Source organism: Robertmurraya sp. FSL R5-0851, assembly GCF_038002965.1.
Lineage (GTDB): Bacteria > Bacillota > Bacilli > Bacillales > Cytobacillaceae > Robertmurraya_A > Robertmurraya_A beringensis.
Genome location: NZ_JBBOOE010000001.1, coordinates 816,696 through 834,497 on the forward strand (window position 1 = coordinate 816,696; position 17,802 = coordinate 834,497).

The 17,802-nt window shown below is 40.1% G+C and carries 14 protein-coding genes; 12 read left to right on the forward strand and 2 right to left on the reverse strand.

The window, feature by feature from the left end:
* Positions 1–6: 6 nt before the first annotated feature.
* Genes MKX65_RS04235 through eutH form a run of 3 tightly spaced genes read left to right on the forward strand, consistent with a single transcriptional unit; the run spans position 7 to position 3,392 of the window.
* Positions 7–1,377 carry an ethanolamine ammonia-lyase subunit EutB gene (locus MKX65_RS04235; RefSeq protein ID WP_340902510.1) on the forward strand — a complete coding sequence of 457 codons (1,371 nt, stop codon included), beginning with the start codon at positions 7–9 and terminating at the stop codon, positions 1,375–1,377.
* Positions 1,378–1,394: 17 nt separating this feature from the next.
* A complete protein-coding gene (eutC, locus tag MKX65_RS04240) occupies positions 1,395–2,096 on the forward strand; it encodes an ethanolamine ammonia-lyase subunit EutC (protein ID WP_340902511.1) in 702 nt (233 codons plus the stop codon).
* Positions 2,097–2,126: 30 nt separating this feature from the next.
* The gene (gene eutH / locus MKX65_RS04245; RefSeq protein WP_160547325.1) at positions 2,127–3,392 is read left to right on the forward strand and encodes an ethanolamine utilization protein EutH; all 1,266 of its coding nucleotides are present in this window, start codon (positions 2,127–2,129) and stop codon (positions 3,390–3,392) included.
* Positions 3,393–3,436: 44 nt separating this feature from the next.
* Here the strand turns inward: eutH and MKX65_RS04250 are convergent, their stop codons facing one another.
* A complete protein-coding gene (locus MKX65_RS04250; protein WP_340902513.1) occupies positions 3,437–4,156 on the reverse strand; it encodes a peptidoglycan recognition protein family protein in 720 nt (239 codons plus the stop codon).
* A gap of 264 nt (positions 4,157–4,420) precedes the next feature.
* Here MKX65_RS04250 and MKX65_RS04255 point away from each other — a divergent pair, with 264 nt between their 5' ends.
* The 5 genes from MKX65_RS04255 (at position 4,421) to MKX65_RS04275 (ending at position 11,041) form a co-directional block, all read left to right on the forward strand.
* Complete coding sequence (locus MKX65_RS04255) at positions 4,421–5,626, forward strand: hypothetical protein (RefSeq protein ID WP_340902516.1); 1,206 nt, start codon at positions 4,421–4,423, stop codon at positions 5,624–5,626.
* Between the two features lie 22 nt (positions 5,627–5,648).
* The gene (locus MKX65_RS04260) at positions 5,649–6,875 is read left to right on the forward strand and encodes a Zn-dependent hydrolase (RefSeq protein WP_340902518.1); all 1,227 of its coding nucleotides are present in this window, start codon (positions 5,649–5,651) and stop codon (positions 6,873–6,875) included.
* On the forward strand, positions 6,875–8,053 hold the full coding sequence (locus tag MKX65_RS04265) for a M20 family metallopeptidase (protein WP_340902520.1): 1,179 nt from the start codon (positions 6,875–6,877) through the stop codon (positions 8,051–8,053). Before MKX65_RS04260 ends, MKX65_RS04265 begins: the two co-directional genes overlap by 1 nt.
* A 147-nt stretch (positions 8,054–8,200) precedes the next feature.
* Positions 8,201–9,664: a protein adenylyltransferase SelO gene (locus MKX65_RS04270; RefSeq protein ID WP_340902521.1), complete on the forward strand. Its 1,464-nt coding sequence runs from the start codon at positions 8,201–8,203 to the stop codon at positions 9,662–9,664.
* Between the two features lie 195 nt (positions 9,665–9,859).
* Positions 9,860–11,041: a NupC/NupG family nucleoside CNT transporter gene (locus MKX65_RS04275; protein WP_340902524.1), complete on the forward strand. Its 1,182-nt coding sequence runs from the start codon at positions 9,860–9,862 to the stop codon at positions 11,039–11,041.
* A 46-nt stretch (positions 11,042–11,087) separates the two neighbouring features.
* Here the strand turns inward: MKX65_RS04275 and MKX65_RS04280 are convergent, their stop codons facing one another.
* Complete coding sequence (locus MKX65_RS04280) at positions 11,088–11,900, reverse strand: cobalamin-binding protein (RefSeq protein WP_340902526.1); 813 nt, start codon at positions 11,898–11,900, stop codon at positions 11,088–11,090.
* A gap of 87 nt (positions 11,901–11,987) precedes the next feature.
* Here MKX65_RS04280 and MKX65_RS04285 point away from each other — a divergent pair, with 87 nt between their 5' ends.
* The 4 genes from MKX65_RS04285 (at position 11,988) to MKX65_RS04300 (ending at position 17,709) form a co-directional block, all read left to right on the forward strand.
* Positions 11,988–12,158, forward strand: coding sequence for a hypothetical protein (locus tag MKX65_RS04285; RefSeq protein ID WP_340902528.1), 171 nt, complete (start codon positions 11,988–11,990; stop codon positions 12,156–12,158).
* A 484-nt stretch (positions 12,159–12,642) separates the two neighbouring features.
* The gene (locus MKX65_RS04290) at positions 12,643–13,704 is read left to right on the forward strand and encodes a PQQ-dependent sugar dehydrogenase (protein ID WP_340902530.1); all 1,062 of its coding nucleotides are present in this window, start codon (positions 12,643–12,645) and stop codon (positions 13,702–13,704) included.
* Between the two features lie 104 nt (positions 13,705–13,808).
* Entirely contained in the window at positions 13,809–16,985 is a 3,177-nt protein-coding gene (locus MKX65_RS04295; RefSeq protein ID WP_340902531.1) for a DEAD/DEAH box helicase, read from the forward strand.
* Between the two features lie 112 nt (positions 16,986–17,097).
* Positions 17,098–17,709, forward strand: coding sequence for a VTT domain-containing protein (locus MKX65_RS04300; protein ID WP_160547332.1), 612 nt, complete (start codon positions 17,098–17,100; stop codon positions 17,707–17,709).
* The last annotated feature ends 93 nt before the right edge of the window (positions 17,710–17,802 follow it).

A 17,802-nucleotide genomic window follows, 5' to 3' on the forward strand; every position in this document is an offset into this window, starting at 1 on the left:
CCTAGCATGTATAGAAAAACCACTTTATATGGACTCACCTATGAGTTTCATAGCTTAAAAGAAATCATGGCAAAAGCAAATGAGAGCCGCTCAGGGGATGATTTAGCGGGGATTAGTGCTGAAAATATGAAGGAAAGAATGGCTGCCAAGCTCGTGCTAGCTGATATTCTCCTCTCTGATATTCGGAATACACCCTTATTAGATCCTGACACCGATGATGTCTCACAGCTCATTGAAAACAATGTGAATGAAGAAGTTTATCAGTTGGTTAAGAATTGGACCGTAGCTGATTTACGAGAATATATTTTGAGTGATGAGCACACAGGCAAGGATTTGCTCACATTGGGCAGCGGGTTAACTAGTGAAATGATTGCTGCAGTAGCAAAAATCATGTCTAATCTAGATTTGGTTCAAGCGGCATCAAAAATAAAGATTATTACACATTGTCAAACAAAAATTGGCCAACAAGGTGTTCTTGCTTCAAGAGCACAGCCGAATCATCCATCCGATCACTTAAAGGGGATGACAGCATCCTTATATGAGGCTTTAAGCTTTGGGATTGGTGATGCGGTGATTGGAATTAATCCTGTTATTGATACCACGGAAAATATCTCTGCTTTATTACATGAAACAAAGAAAGTGATTGATCAATTTCAGATTCCGACCCAAAACTGTGTTTTATCCCATGTTACTAGTCAAATGCGTGCGATCGAAAAAGGAGCTCCGGCAGATTTAATTTTTCAAAGTCTGGCAGGTACTCAAGCAGGAAATGAGTCTTTTGGAATATCGCTCTCCATGCTAGAAGAGGCCACCACCATGATTAATGAAATAGGAACAGCAACGGGTCCGAACCGCTGGTATTTTGAATCGGGGCAAGGCTCAGAACTTTCGTCTGATGCTCACTTTGATATAGACCAGGTCACATTAGAAGCAAGGTGCTACGGCCTAGCAAGAAAGTTCAACCCTTTTATTGTGAATACAGTGGTTGGGTTCATTGGCCCCGAGTATTTATATGACAGCAAACAGGTGATACGTGCAGGGTTAGAGGATCATTTTATGGGAAAAATGCACGGTCTTCCAATGGGGGTAGACGTCTGCTATACGAACCATATGAATGCAGACCAAAATGATATGGATACATTAAGCACCTTATTAGGAACGGCTGGTGTGAACTTTGTCATTGGTGTTCCAATGGCTGATGATTGCATGCTTAATTACCAGTCCTTAAGCTATCACGATATTGCGACATTGCGAAGCGTTTTACGCTTAGAACCAGCTCCAGCATTTAAGGGATGGCTTGAGAGACTTGGACTAATGGAAAATGGGAGGCTAACCAAATTAGCGGGAGATCCGACCTTCTTCTTACAAAACGTTTAAAAATGAGGTGAACAGAAATGGAAAAACTTCAGCTGGAAGCTTTAAAGAAATTTACCCCTGCTCGTATCGGAGTAGGCCGAACCGGAACAAGGCCGTTAACCAAGGACTTTTTATCGTTTCGAATTGATCATGCGGCTGCTGTTGATGCCGTGTATGGAGAGGTTTCCTCCCAGTTATTAGAAGAATTTAATCTCTTTACAGTAGAAACACGCTATGAAACAAAGGAACAGTATTTAAAAAGGCCTGATAAAGGTAGGATCTTATCAGTAGAAGGGGAACAGCTTATTCGCGAAAGATGTATCCGTAATCCTCAAGTGCAGATCGTGATCTCTGATGGTTTAAGTGCTAGTGCGATCAATGAGAATGTACTAGATGTGTATCCAGCACTATTGGATTCTCTTTCTTTCTATCAAATCGATGTGGGAACCCCGTTTTTTGTAAAAGGGGGGAGGGTTGCTTGTATGGATGCCATAGGAGAAATTCTAAAACCGGAAGCCTTTATTTTATTAATAGGAGAAAGACCAGGCCTTGTATGCGCCCATTCACTTAGCGCATATATGTGCTATCGACCACGAAAAGGAATGAAGGAGTCAGAAAGAATGGTGATTTCCAATATCCATCGAAATGGGACACCACCGATTGAAGCGGCTGCTCATATCGGAACCTTGGTCAATAAAATGCTCGAGCAAAAAGCGAGTGGAGTCAGTCTAGTTGTGTAACTAAAAAACATCCATAAGGGGGAAAAAAGAATGGTCATGGTTGGTGAAATTGTTATTTATATTATTATGGCATGTGCAATATTAGGAGCCTTTGCCGCGATTAAAAACAGTGAGCAAGGATTAGGGCAACAATTTATGGAAGGCTTACATGCAGTTGGACATATTTTTGTCCCAGCAGCTGGTATTATGGCTTCTATACCATACCTTTCTTGGTTTATTAACAAGGTATGTGGTCCATTCTTTGCAACAATAGGAGCAGACCCAGCAATAGCCGCCACTGCGATTCTTGCGACTGACATGGGAGGATATCAATTAGCACAAGAGTTGGCCACTTCTTATGAAGGCTGGATTATGGCCATGATCGTTGGATTTATGGCAGGCGCTACCATTGTATTCTCAATTCCAATGGGCTTAGCTATGTTAGATAAACGTGATCATAAATATATGGCGTTAGGTGTGATGTCTGGGATTTTAACTATTCCGATAGGTGCATTTATATCAAGTGTGTTAGTCGTTGTAACAAATTCTAAAATAAGAGACGTAATTTCAACATCAACTGATTCTAGCTATGAATTTACGATTAGTTACTTAAAAATATTTGCGAACTTATCCCCACTTATTATTTTTGTTTTAGTATTAGCTGCTGGACTATACTTTTTACCAGATGTAATGATTAAAGGATTTATGTGGTTTGGAAAAATCATGGATGCAGGAATTAAACTGGTGTTAGTGTTCTCGATTGTAGAAATCTTTACCGGTCTTTTCTCAAAGTTGTTTGGTTCATGGGGGTTCCATCCCATTATGGCCGATGCAGATGACCAGTTTCGTGCACTTGAGACGGCAGGTTATATTGGTATTATGTTAGCTGGAGCGTTTCCGATGGTTTATTTATTACAAAAATATGCAGGGAAACAGTTGGAAGCAATGGGAAGAAAGATTGGGCTAAGTAAAGAAGGAAGTGCGGGATTGGTTGCGACCATTGCCAATATTTTAGCGATGTTCAAGCTAGTTCGTACGATGTCACCAAAGGACAAAGTCATCAATATATCGTTTGCTGTATGTGCAGCGTTTTTACTGGGAGATCACCTTTCATTCACTGCCAATTTCCAACCAACATTAATTCTCCCGATCATTATAGGGAAGCTAAGTGCAGGTGTAATTAGCATTGGATTAGCGTACTGGTTATCGGTACCGAAAGCTTTGGAATTAGAAAAGAAGGATCGGGAAGCAGGAATTATCGGAAAACATGAGTATAGAGAACAAGATGTAGAAATAAAGGAACAAGCCGTATCCTAAGATAACTAGTAGGTTGGTGGTATTCACCAACCTACTTTTTCTATTTATTTTAGCTCGGCCATTTTTCGTGACACTAAAGGATAAAAATACGTTTTAGCAGCAGTGGTCGTATTTCCTCCGAAAAAATTCGTTCCAGGACAAGGTTTCACTTCATAGCTTTTGGAATTATCTAGCACCCTTTGTTTGGTTTTGTAATTCCACCAGTGATGGTAGGTGATGGTATCTACTGATGGGGTGAGGTTAAATTTTAGGCAAAGCAAGGCGGTAATGTACACAATGGTTTCTTTTTGTTCAGCAGTCATGACATCTTGTCCTTTATCAAAATTACCTACATTTTCGATGGCGATGCCTACGGAATTAGCTTTTGCCCCAATCGAACCTTCAGGAGCCATATCAAATGGGCGAGATACAGCAATTTTTCCATCAGGGAAAGTTGTGATATTTTGTGCGATGGTCTTCCAGTGCATTTGATTTTTATGATAATTTTCCATGCCTTGAAGTAAACGAAAATGATTGGAACCATTGAATCGATTATAAGCTGGAGCCCAAGTATGATGCTGCTGAATAAGACTAATTTTCCGATGAACTTGACTATTTAATAACCAATCCTTGAATTGTTCCCTGGTCATCAGAATATGTTGGCCTTGCTTTTGAAGGGGAGTGCTTGCTTCTTCCACTTTTTCAGTGGCTAGTGCCAGTTGAAAAGTGAAAAACATTCCAATTAAAATCATGTTGAATATTAAAAATAGAACTTTTTTCATCATCCTTTTCCTTTCTGTTGCCTAAATAAATACGTACATAGTTTAATTAGTTTTGACTTAATTAACCCCTTTGAAATAAGAAGAGAGGTTTTTTAATATAATTTGATGCACAAATGTCTTATAAGGTATATATTGACAAAACCAGAATGAGAGCGGTTTTATTAAAATTTTAAATAATTTAAATTGACTGAAAAGTATAATTATACTATTATTAGGTAAATAATTTTCGTTTATCGAAATATAAAAAGAAAAAAGGAGGGAACTGCCGTGTCCCAAATGTTAGCTTTAGTTATTTTAGTACTTATTTTATTTATTGGAGATCTTGTTGCGGTTCGAACAAAGGCATGGGTGCCTTCCGTATTTGTCTGTGCAGTTCTATTTTTAATTGGGTATTGGACATTCTTTCCGCAGGACATAGTTGCTTTGGCAGGTGTGCCGTCCGTTGTAGCTGTAATGATGATGTATTTGTTAATTACGAATATGGGTACGTTGCTTTCAATAAAAGAACTGAAAGCTCAATGGAAAACGATAGTTATTGCTTTATCAGGAATTTTAGGAATTGTTGCTCTACTATTTGCAGTAGGTACATTTATTTTTGGATATGAAACGATTGTTGTTGCTATTCCTCCATTGGTAGGTGGAGTTGTGTCGGCGTTGATCATGTCTGAAGGAGCAAAGGAAGCCGGTTTAGCATCATTATCTGTTTTTGCAATTGTTATCTACGTTATGCAGGGATTTGCTGGATATCCAATTACATCAATTGTATTGAAAAAAGAAGGGAAAAAACTTCTCGAACAGTACCGAAATGGTCAACTTTCTTCGATCGATCAAACACTAGCGAAGGAGGAAACCGCAGCAACGGCAACTGCCCCTGCTCAAGAGCTTAAACTTTTTAAACATATGCCTGAGAAATACAATACGGATTTCTTTAAACTATTTAGATTAGCAGTTGTTTCATACTTGGCTTATCTTGTCTCCACATTATTAGCTTCTGTAGTTAGTGTAAGTCCATTTGTTCTTTGCTTATTGTTTGGGGTTATTGCTAAAAGTATCGGATTCCTTGAAACGCAAGCATTACAAAAAGCAAACGGATTTGGCTTTGCGATTATGGCGCTTATGTTGTTTATATTTGACGGGTTAAAACAGGCCACCCCAAGTATGATGCTAGAAATTATTTGGCCACTTGTTGGAACGATTGGTTTAGCTTTGATTGGAATGTACATTTTCTCATTCATTGCTGGAAAGCTTTTAAAAGTTAGCAAGAACATGGCTTTTGCAGTTTCTTTAACAGCTTTATATGGATTCCCAGCAGACTATATAATTACAAACGAAGTAATTAAGTCTTTAACAGAAAATGAAAAAGAAAGAGAAATGCTTACTAGTCACATGCTTCCACCGATGCTTGTTGGAGGATTTATTACCGTTACAATTGTATCAGTCGTATTAGCCGGGATTTTCGTTGGACTTTTATAGGGAAAGGACGGAAGAGAATAGAATGGTAGAAGTTAAAAGTAGAATTGAAAAGCATATTGATGTGTTAAGTGAATATACGGCAACACCTGGGTTTGGCACGACTCGGCTTACGTATAGCCAAGAGGATTTAAAAGCAAGGGACTATATTAAATTACAAATGAAAGAACTCGGTTTAGAGGTTACTGAAGATGGGTTTGGTAATATTTTTGGCAAACTTGAGGGTGAGTTAGAAGGACCTAGTGTGCTAGTAGGTTCTCATTTCGACTCAGTACCTAATGGTGGTTCGTATGATGGTCCAGCTGGAGTGGTAGCTGGACTTGAAGTGGCAGCTCTATTTGTAAAAAATAAATTAAAACCAAAATACCCGCTTGAAGTGGTTGCTTTAGTCGAAGAGGAAGGGTCAAGGTTTGGCGGCGGACTTTTGGGTTCAAGAGGAATTACTGGTTTGCTAAGTGAAGAAGACTTTTTCCAGCTAAAGGATTCAAACGGTATTTCCACGGTGGATGCGATGAAAAAGATTGGATTGGATCCGACCTTGCCAAAGAAAAGAAATCCAAGAACAATGAAAGCATTTCTTGAATTGCATATTGAACAAGGTCCTATCCTAGAAGAAAAAAAGATTCCAATTGGTATTGTTGAATCTATCGTCGGACTCACTCATTTAGAGGTAACGGTCAAAGGACAAGCCGGTCATGCAGGAACTACACCAATGGACCGACGCGCGGATGCGCTTGTTGTTGCAGCAAAGATTATTGCTCAATTACCTGAACTCGCAAAAGAGGAAGGAAATGGAACGGTGACGACAACAGGCCGTCTAAATGTATTCCCGAACGGAGCGAACGTCATCCCGGATAAGGTGGTATTCTCGGTTGATATTCGTTCAGGTAAGGAAGAACAAGTAGTAAGTGTGGTCGAAAAAGTGAAGGAACTGGTCTCCTCTTATCAAGGTGACGGAATACACATATCGGTGGAAGATCTCCTATATATGAAACCTAAGGCGATGAATCAAGAAATTGTTTCACTTTTAAAAGGGAAGAGTAGTAAATTAGACATTCCTTATTGTTCAATTAACAGTGGAGCAGGCCATGATGCGATGGTATTATCTGATTTTACCAATGTCGGTATGCTCTTTATTCCTAGTAAGGCTGGTTTGAGTCATTGTCCAGAAGAGTGGTCAGATTCAAAGGACATCGAAAAAGCTGTTCATATTTTTTACGAGGTTGCGAAAAAACTGACGGAGGCTCAATGATGATCCACTCTTACTTAAAGGAATTTATTCAAAACAATCAAGAAGAACTGATAGAAATTAGAAGAAGGTTTCATCAGGAACCTGAACTGCCATGGGAAGAAGAAAAAACCACAGCATTTATATGCGCATATTTAGATAATATGGGAGTGTCGTACCGGAGAACAGAACCCACTGGAGTCATTGCAACGATTGAAGGTGGAAAGCCTGGAAAAACAGTGGCTTTACGGGCAGATATGGATGCTTTACCGGTAGAGGAACTTAATAAGGATTTACCTTATGTTTCTAGTGTAAAAGGGAAAATGCATGCTTGTGGTCATGATGCTCACACGGCAATGCTTCTAATTGCGGCTAAAGCTTTAGTGGAAATAAGCCAAGAGCTGTCGGGAAAGGTTCGTCTTATTTTTCAACCGGCTGAAGAGATTGCGGAAGGGGCAAAAGCATTAATAAAGCAAGGAGCAATGGATGGGGTTGACAATGTTTTTGGTATTCATATTTGGTCGCAAATGCCAACTCATAAAATATCCTGTACCCCTGGTCCATCCTTTGCTTCAGCAGATATTTTTAGAGTAATTTTTAAGGGGAAAGGTGGTCACGGGGCCATGCCACATCAATGTGTCGATGCAGCCATTGTAGCTTCATCTTTTGTTATGAATGTTCAGTCGGTTGTCTCACGTACCATTGATCCTCTAAGACCGGCCGTTCTGACAGTCGGGAAGATGGACGTGGGCACAAGATTTAATGTTATCGCTGAAAATGCACGAATTGAAGGAACCGTTCGATGCTTCAATCCTCAAACAAGAGAACATATCCACGCTCAAATTGAGCATTATGCTGAACAGATTGCTTCTTTATATGGAGCAACTGCTGCAGTGGAATATATTCGAGGTACAGATGCTGTAACAAATGAAGAAACTTCTGCTAGGCTCGTACAGCAGGTAGCGAGGGAAGCTTTTGGGGAGCAGGTGATCTACCATGAGGAACCTACGATGGGCGGGGAGGATTTTAGCATGTACCTCGAACATGCCCCTGGAAGCTTTGCGCTAGTTGGAAGTGGGAATTCTGACAAGGATACCGAATGGGCCCATCATCATGGGCGGTTCAATATTGATGAAGATGCCCTTGTAACAGGAGCTGAATTGTATGCACAGTATGCATGGAGCTATTTGAAACAGTCTTAATCAAATTTTGAGCTAAGCAATGTGCTTAGCTCTTTTTGTATGAAAAGGTATAATTAATGAAGCAACGTTGGACTCTAAAAAGGGAAAAAACATGAGTCGATTTTAAGAATGAAAACTATATAAAAGCTGAAAGAAGTGAAAATTACGATGACAATAACAAATGAATTAGGATGGAACTTCGATAACAGCTATACCAGACTTCCAGAGACGTTTTATTCAAGTACCAATCCAACACCAGTACGGTCACCTGAGATAGTTAAGCTTAATGAATCATTGGCGGTGTCGCTTGGATTAGATTTAGAGGCTTTGCAATCTAAGGATGCAGCTCAAACTTTCGCTGGAAATGGCATTCCTGCAGGTGCCTCACCGATCGCTCAGGCGTATGCGGGCCATCAATTTGGTCATTTTACGATGCTAGGAGACGGAAGGGCTATTTTGCTCGGTGAACATATCACCCCTTCTGGTGAGCGATATGATATTCAGCTAAAGGGTCCAGGGAGGACACCATACTCGCGAGGGGGAGATGGTCGTGCGGCATTGGGTCCTATGCTCAGGGAGTATATTATTAGTGAGGCAATGTATGCCCTCGGGATACCTACAACCCGTAGCTTAGCAGTGGTATCAACAGGACAACCGGTTATTCGGGAAACCAACTTACCTGGTGCCATTTTGACCCGTGTGGCTTCCAGTCATATCCGTGTGGGTACTTTCCAGTATGCGGCGAAATGGGGCTCAGTTGAAGATACTCGAGCGTTAGCTGATTACACCATTAACCGACATTATCCGGAAATTGCTGATCAGGAGGATAAATATTTTTCCTTTTTAAAAGCGGTCATTAACCAGCAAGCAAAATTGATTTCCCAGTGGCAGCTTGTTGGATTTATTCATGGTGTAATGAATACAGACAATATGACGATCAGTGGGGAAACGATTGACTACGGTCCTTGTGCATTTATGGACAACTATGATCCGGAAACTGTTTTCAGCTCCATTGATGCGCAGGGGCGGTACGCTTATGGAAACCAACCTGGAATTGGAGGTTGGAACTTAGCTAGGTTTGCTGAAACATTATTGGATCTGCTTCATGACAACGATGAAGAAGCTGTAAAAATAGCTCAAGAGGCCATATCCGAATATCCGGAGCTCTCTCGCGGGTATTGGCTCGAAGGAATGAGAGCAAAACTTGGGATATTTAATGCAGAAGAGCAGGATGAAACGCTGATAAATGATCTTCTAAGCGTGATGAATCAATATAAAGCCGATTATACCAATACTTTTAGAGCATTAACACGTGAAGCGCATGAAGAATCGGTCCTTCAAGGAACAACAGAGTTCAACGACTGGTATAAGAGATGGCAGGAGAGATTCGGCAGGCAGGAACAATCAAAAGAAGATACATTAGAATTAATGAGAAAAAGCAACCCTTCCATCATCCCTAGAAATCATCGAGTGGAAGAAGCCTTGGATGCTGCCCAGCAAGAGGACTTTAGTGTCATGGATAAATTACTTCAAGCACTATCCAATCCATACGATTATACCTCAGTGCAAGAAGAATACTGTCAACTGCCAGAATCAACTGGGCTACCTTATCGAACCTATTGTGGAACATAAAAAAAGAGCAATGCTACCTGAGTTGCATGATTAATAATGCCACCTGAGTAGCATTGTTTTATTTTTGGGAAAATTATAAATACACGTAGGACACTAGAAAAGCAAAACTTAATTAGATAAAATGGAAAAGTTATTGTTTAAAGTAGGCATAATAGTAGAAAGTAACTTTGTACATGCATCTAAGGAGAGAACAGTATGAGTATCATTATCGGCATTTTAGGCATTATCCTTACCCTCGGATTGGCCTACCTTTTATCAAATGATAAGAAGGGGGTTAACTTTCGAGCGATTGTCATTATGTTTGCCCTTCAGCTTACCATTACCATTGTCATGTTTAAGACGGTTGTCGGCTTAAAGATTGTGGAAGTAGTATCCAATTTCGTCACGCAAGTATTAACTTATGGATATGAAGGGATTAACTTTGTCACAGGCGGATTAGTTCCTAAAGATACATCTGTATTTTTTATTAATGTTTTGATGTTGATTATCTTTACATCGACCCTATTATCGATTCTAACGCATATCAAGATTTTACCATTAGCAATCAAATACATAGGTGGGGCTATTTCAAAAATTACCGGCTTATCAAAGGTAGTGACGTTTAACTCCGTCAACTCTATTTTCTTTGGTCAAAGTGAATCATTATTGGCGATTAAAGCCCATTTAGATAAAATGAACGATAATAAATTGTTCATCGTATCTACGAGTGCCATGGCAAGTGTAAGTGCAAGTATTATGGGGGCTTACATGAGCATGATCCCAGCACAGTTTGTCTTAGTAGCCATGATTTTAAATGCTTTTTCGGCTTTAATTATTGCCACCATTGTAGCGCCTATTCGCTCAGGAGAAGATGAAGAAATTAATTTAAAAGAAGTTTCCCAATCAAAATCGATTTTTGAAGCGATCAGTGTGGGTGCAATAGATGGTGGAAGAGTTGCGTTAATTGTTGCGGCGATGTTAGTGGCCTATGTTGGTCTAATGGCTTTAATTAATGCGGCATTCGCAGGATTAATCGGCATTTCTCTAACTGAAATCTTAGGTTATGTGTTTGCACCGGTTGCCTTCATGATGGGAATTCCAGCTAGTGAAATTTTGACTTCAGGCTCTATCATGGGAATAAAACTTGCTACAAATGAGTTCGTTGCCATGCTCGAATTCCAACCATTGATTCCGGACTTGAGTGAACGTACGGTGGGAATTGTATCAACCTTCCTCGTTTCGTTTGCTAACTTTAGTTCGATTGGAATTATCTCTGGTTCCATTCAAGCGATTAATGGCGAAAAAGCGGGAGTTGTGGCTAAGTTTGGACTAAAAATGTTACTCGCGGCAACATTAGCTTCGATCTTAACCGGAACCACGGTTGGATTGTTTCTATAGTTAGTTTTTGTGAGACCATTGTCTGTTTTTAGACAATGGTCTTTTATTATCCTATTAGTTCATTGTTCTCATTGTAAACAGGATAAATGTCTGGATGTAGAAGGGAAGCAATTTTCGCCAAGCCTAGTAGTAACCTCGGGGAAGGTCTGCAAAACAATGGCTCATCCAGTATATATAGTTGCTGATTTTTAAAGGCATCCATCTGATCCCATTCAGGGCGTTTGAGGATAACCTTAAGGTTCACTTTCTCTTTTTGTACCCCGACCCAAACAACTGAGATGACATCAGGGTTTCTTCTACGTACATCTTCCCAATCGGTTTGAACACTCGCTTCCTCGCGGTCAGCAAAAATATTGTGTCCACCAGCAAGCTGACTGATTTCGGTTAGCCAATTGCTTGCCCCTGGGGTAAATACTGGTTTCGCCCACCACTCCCAGTAGATCGTTTTAGGAATTTCAACCTTCTTGCTTAGAGCCTTGTAGTCTCTAATTTTTGAAATGAACATCTCATAAGCTTTGGTTGCTATTTCAATGGAATTTGTAGCTTTTCCAACAAATAATAAAGAATCAGCTACCTCTTGTAGAGTTGTTGGATTAGGAACGATTACATAAGGGATGTTGCGTTTCTCTAACTCTTCAATATTACGTTCCATTCCAGGAACAGTGAGGGAGGCTAATACTAGATCAGGCTGTAATTCTTCGACCTTATCCATATTTATATGAAGATCCGGCCCTAATCTCGGTAACTCTTTAATCTCCTCGGGCCAGTCAGAATAATCATCAACTCCAATTAGTGAAGAAGTTAATCCTAAATAAGCCACAATTTCGGTGTTGCTTGGACAAATAGAAATGAGTTTCAACGGAAAAACACGCTCCTTTCTCTAGGATTCTACTGTAATTACACTTAATATTATAATAAAAGAATCCTTGATTAGGAGGAAAAATATGTGAAGAATTTCCATTGCTGTGCCTCATGTGTGAATTATGAAGTAAAAAAAGAGAATGGGAAAGTGACTTACCGATGCTCCCGACTAGGATTTGATACGAAACCAACCTATCAATTTAACTGTTGGGACCCGAAAGAAGTAGTGAAGAAGCTGATGGGGAAGAATGAATAAAGAGAATTTGTGATTTGGACAGAAACGGCTCGGCCATAGGTAACAGAGTCCGAATGAGCGAATGATTCGGACAGTCCCGGTATTGTGAGTGGGTTCAGAGTCCGAATGAGCGAATGATTCGGACAGCCCTGGTATTGTGAGTGGATACAGAGTCCGAATGAGCGAATGATTCGGACAGCCCCGGTATTGTGAGTGGGTTCAGAGTCCGAATGAGCGAATGATTCGGACAGCCCCGGTATTGTGAGTGGATTCAGAGTCCGAATGAGCGAATGATTCGGACAGCCCCGGTATTGTGAGAGGATACAGAGTCCGAATACGCCTTTGAATCGGACAGTCCCGGATTCAGGAGTCGTTTCAAAGTCCGAAAAAAGTGTAAACAAATGAAACCTTCTTTGAGTATTCTTTTTTTAGTAAGTAAGAATCATTTTATTATTGTAAACAAATGGCTAAACTTCTATCTAGAAAAAAAATCGAGGTGGTATCATTGAAAAAATACCTGATCACGTTAACGGCAATCTTCTTTGTTGCGGGTTGTGCAGGAGATGATGAATTATCGAATGAAAATGAAGCAAGTGAGGTCGTTGCAAGGCAAGCGGAGGTGATTGTGACGGATTTACAGATTCCTTGGAATATTACTAAACACAATCAAACCTTCTATTTGAGTCAACGTACGGGAAGTGTGATTAAAGTGGATGGTGGAAATGGCTCAAAAACGATGCAACAGGTGGATGTGACAAAAGACGTCCTTCATATCGGAGAAGGAGGGCTTTTGGGTTTCATACTTTCTCCAAATTTTGATAGCAATCAGGAAGCATATGCGTACCATACCTATGAAGAAAATGGAGAAGTGTTGAACCGTATTGTCGTTCTCCAACTTAATCAAAATACATGGCGGGAAACTTCCGTTATTCTTGAAGGAATTCCTGGTGGAAGAATTCACAATGGTGGACGAATCAAAATCGGACCTGACGGCAAATTGTATGCTACAGCTGGAGATGCTGGGAATCCTAATCATGCTCAAAACGTCAGTAGCTTAGCGGGTAAAATCTTGCGTTTGGAATTAGACGGCTCCATACCAGATGATAATCCAATTAAAAATTCATATGTGTATTCTTATGGACATAGAAACCCTCAAGGACTAGCATGGGATAATAATGGAAAGCTTTATAGCTCTGAGCATGGACAGTCGGCGCATGATGAGATTAATCAAATTGAAGCTGGGAAGAATTATGGCTGGCCTGTGATTCAGGGTGACGAAAAAGCTTCAAATATGGTAACTCCATTATTCCATACTGGAGAGGAAACTTGGGCTCCATCTGGAATTGAAATAAAAAACGGGAATATCTATGTAGCGACCTTACGTGGCGAAAGTATTCGAGTAGTCGACCTCACGGGTACGAAAGTGGAAACCATATTTGAAGGTGCGGGAAGAATGCGGGATATTCTAATTGAAGAAAATGCGCTATATTCCATCACCAATAATCGTGATGGAAGAGGCAATCCTCGGGAAGGTGACGATCGGTTATTTAAGCTAACTATACAATAGAAGAAAAAATGCCCAACGAGTTAATTGGGCATTTTTTGGTGTCTGCTAGTCTTTTGATGGTAAAATAATTGAGACAAATGATCCTCTAGAAAGGAGAGGCATACGTGAATATACGATTAAATCATAAAATCATAAAAGACATGTGTGGTACAGTCTCCTTTAAACGAGGAGATTCTTTTTATCGTGCGGATCGAGTAACATTCCAGAGTTATCATCCTCAAGGGTGTGAAGCAACGGTTACGGGCGCGGAGGAATTTCAAGTGAAAGTAGCCGTGGATCACGGTGATTTTCAAACGAACTGTAGCTGTCCTTCACTCCCTTCTTTTAAAAATGAATGTCAGCATATTGCTGCTGTGTTATTAGCCATTTATGACTATCAGAAAAAAGGGACGGTCCCTTTTATACCAAGCGAGCATCCTACAGCGAATCAGGAACTAACAGACGGGTTGTTAACCCTGTTTGCCAATCAACCCAAGAGGTCGAGTGGACATCAGCTCCATTTTGAAAATCGGCAAGTCGTAGAGGCTGCAATTACTTGCAAAATCATTTCCGTAATGGATAAAGAGATGCTAGGGGTAGAGCTTACTATTCAATCCATTTTAGTCCAAGATATACGAGATTTCCTAGAGAACATGAAAAAAGGGACACCCATAGCCCTTTCAGATACTTTTACTTTTGATCCGAGTGTTCATTGTTTCCAAAGAGAAACGGACGCGGTGATTTCACAGCTTGTTCAAGTGATCCATGATGAAAAGGTGCATGGTGTTGTACCAAACAGCCAAATGCTACTGATCACGCCAACATCTTGGGAAAGGCTACTCCCTTTTCTTGTAAAAGCACCACAAGTAAGTTTACAGGTTGATGAACTCACTTATAGCGGAATCCGACTTTCTAAAAATACGCTTCCTTTGCAATTTGAAGTAACAGACGTAAAGGGTGGAGGCTATCAACTGAAAGTTCAAGGCTTGGATCAAATCATCGTGATGGATTCATATGGACTTGTTTTGGCTAAAGGGGAGATATACCAAATTCCTTATGAAGATATGGACCGACTGGTTGAAATGAAACAGATGTTAGAAAATACGAAGGCAGGGAGTATTCCCATTCCAAAGGAACAATTTGACTTTTTCTTGGAAAAAGTGGTTCCAGGTTTAAAAAAGTTGGGAACCGTGCAAATATCATCTACCGTCTCCAATCAACTCTTTCACACGCCGCTCATAGCGAAGTTGTACCTTGATCGAGTAAGTAATCGGCTTCTCGCGGGATTGGAATTTCACTATGAAAATATAGTAATTAACCCACTAGAAAGTCATCAACAACAAGCAAGATTTATTGCAGCAAGGGATGTTGGGAAAGAGCAAGCGATCCTGAAGCTAATGGAGGAAAGTTCATTTGCAACGACGGACAGTGGATATGTTCTGCATAATGAGGAATTGGAGTATGAATTTTTATATCATGCTGTTCCGAAGCTAGAGAAGCTCGTGCAAATATATGCAACGACAGCTGTCAGAAACCGGTTGTTCAAGGAAAGTGCCCACCCTAAAATCCGGATTAAAATGAAAAAAGAACGAACCAATTGGCTTGAATTCAAGTTTGAAATGGAGGGCATGGCAGAGAAAGAGATTCGTGCCGTGCTAGCAGCGTTAGAGGAAAAGCGAAAATACTATCGTTTGAAAAATGGATCGCTGCTCTCGTTGGAAACAAGAGAATTTGAAGAAATTGATCGTTTCCTTCATTCACTTCCCATCCAACCAGAAGATTGGGAAAATGAATTAAACATCCCTGTCGTTCGAGGGCTACAGCTTTTAGATGGTGATAGTAAAGTATTTATGTTTGAGGATTCCTTTCGTCAATTTATAAATACCATTCAAAATCCAGGTGAAATGAAGTTTGAAGTACCAAAACCGGTAGAGCCGATTCTCCATGAGTATCAGAAGCAAGGTTACCAATGGATGAAAACGCTCGCCCATTTTGGATTTGGCGGAATTCTAGCAGATGATATGGGACTTGGGAAAACCTTGCAGAGCATTTCCTTCATATTGTCAGAGCTTTCTACCATACGTGAAAAAAAGCTACCTGTTCTTGTTGTCTGTCCATCATCTCTAACGTATAACTGGTTAAGTGAAATGATGAAGTTTGCTCCAGAGCTACAAGCCGTTGTGATGGATGGAACGAAAACGGAAAGGGTAAAACTTCAGAATAACCTGGATGGGTTAGACGTTTTGATCACCTCGTATCCATTGTTATTAAAAGATTTGACCTGGTACCAAAAACAGTCGTTTCGTGTGGTTTTCTTTGATGAAGCACAAGCCTTTAAAAATCCAGTTTCACAAACAGCGAAAGCCGTGCGAAGGATACAAGCTAATTATCGCTTTGCCCTTACAGGGACTCCGGTGGAAAATTCCTTAGAAGAACTCTGGTCTATTTTCCACGTTGTGTTTCCTGAACTTTTTCTCGGATTCAAGGAGTACAGCAATCTAACAAGAAAGCAAATTGCTCGGAGGATTCGCCCGTTTTTACTGCGAAGAATGAAGGAAGAGGTACTTTCTGACATTCCTGGAAAAATGGAGTGGATAGAGACCGTGGAGCTTCTCCCAGATCAGAAGAATTTGTATGCCGCGTATCTTGCCAAACTGAAAGAAGATACGTTAAAGCATTTGGACAAGGACACGATAAGGAAAAATCGGATTAAAATCTTGGCTGGATTAACGCGATTAAGACAGATTTGTTGTCATCCTGGTTTATTTGTAGATGGATATAAAGGAAGTTCGTCAAAATTTGAACAGCTCATGAAGATTGTGGATGAAGCAAAGTTTTCTGGAAGACGGGTGCTGATTTTTTCTCAGTTTACGAAAATGCTCACTCTGATTGGCAGGGAACTAGCTAATCAAGGGATCCCTTTTTTCTACTTGGATGGTCAGACACCTTCGGAAGAACGTCTAGAAAGATGCAATCGATTTAACGATGGTGAACGGGATATTTTTCTTATATCGTTAAAAGCGGGTGGAACGGGACTGAATTTAACAGGGGCGGATACGGTTATTTTATATGACCTTTGGTGGAATCCGGCTGTGGAGGAGCAAGCGGCAGACCGTGCACATCGGATTGGTCAGACGAATGAAGTGCAAGTGATCAAGCTGATTGCACGCGGGACTATCGAGGAGAAAATCAATGAACTGCAGGAGAAAAAGAGAGATCTTGTGTCAGAGATTATTGATTCTAAGCGGAATTCCACTCCTTCTCTTACAGAAGATGATATTCGTGAGATATTAATGATTTAGTTATGGTGAAATCTACATCTCGAGTCTTAGAAGAAGTTACAACCTTGGTTTCTATTTAGATAAGAAAAGTCACTTTATACTTATAGTATCTTAAATAAGATGGAGTGGTTTTATGACGGACTTTCTACTAACACTAATAGATAAATGGGGGATAGGCGGAATTTTGTTTTCCTTATTCATTGAGGGAAGTGCCTTTCCTTTTGTTGGAACTTTTTTTATAGTCACAGTAGGGTTTATTTTAAATTTATCCTGGATTGAAGTAGCATGGATTTCACTAACTGGAAGTTTTTTATATGCTCTCGGGAGCTATATCCCTTATACCATTGGATATAAATTAGGGAATTCTGTTGAAAATAGATTGAACCTGACTCAAAGAGAAAAGTTGGTAAAGGTAAAGAATCGGTTGAACAAGTATGGTGTGTGGAGTATTGCGGTATTAAGTCCCCTTCATTTAGGTAACGTGATTCCTTTTATTGCAGGAATGTCTAATATGAAAGTTCTTCCTTATACGGCACTTACGATGTTAGGAATAGGGCCATCGACTTTCCTTTTGTTAAGTATTGGTCGTTATTATGACGGTGATGCTAAACAAATGATAAATAGGATTACTGAATATCAAACCATGTTACTAGTTATGCTTGGAGCCATGACGATTGGTTATATAAGTTGGAAAGTACTAAAACAGCGTAATCAAAGGAAAAGAATGAATGTAGTTAATAGATAAGGAGAACTTCCTAATAATGGGGAGCTCTCCTTTTTATATTTAATTTGTCAGAGGCTAGTATCGAGCCATATGCAATTGCTCACACTTTTGCAT

Bases quoted from the DNA above. Each gene is read 5' to 3' on its own strand.
- eutC (WP_340902511.1), top strand. From the start codon at position 1,395: ATGGAAAAACTTCAGCTGGAAGCTTTAAAGAAATTTACCCCTGCTCGT.
- MKX65_RS04235 (WP_340902510.1), top strand. From the start codon at position 7: ATGTATAGAAAAACCACTTTATATGGACTCACCTATGAGTTTCATAGC.
- eutH (WP_160547325.1), top strand. From the start codon at position 2,127: ATGGTCATGGTTGGTGAAATTGTTATTTATATTATTATGGCATGTGCA.
- MKX65_RS04250 (WP_340902513.1), bottom strand. From the start codon at position 4,156: ATGATGAAAAAAGTTCTATTTTTAATATTCAACATGATTTTAATTGGA.
- MKX65_RS04260 (WP_340902518.1), top strand. From the start codon at position 5,649: ATGGTAGAAGTTAAAAGTAGAATTGAAAAGCATATTGATGTGTTAAGT.
- MKX65_RS04270 (WP_340902521.1), top strand. From the start codon at position 8,201: ATGACAATAACAAATGAATTAGGATGGAACTTCGATAACAGCTATACC.
- MKX65_RS04300 (WP_160547332.1), top strand. From the start codon at position 17,098: ATGACGGACTTTCTACTAACACTAATAGATAAATGGGGGATAGGCGGA.
- MKX65_RS04275 (WP_340902524.1), top strand. From the start codon at position 9,860: ATGAGTATCATTATCGGCATTTTAGGCATTATCCTTACCCTCGGATTG.
- MKX65_RS04265 (WP_340902520.1), top strand. From the start codon at position 6,875: ATGATCCACTCTTACTTAAAGGAATTTATTCAAAACAATCAAGAAGAA.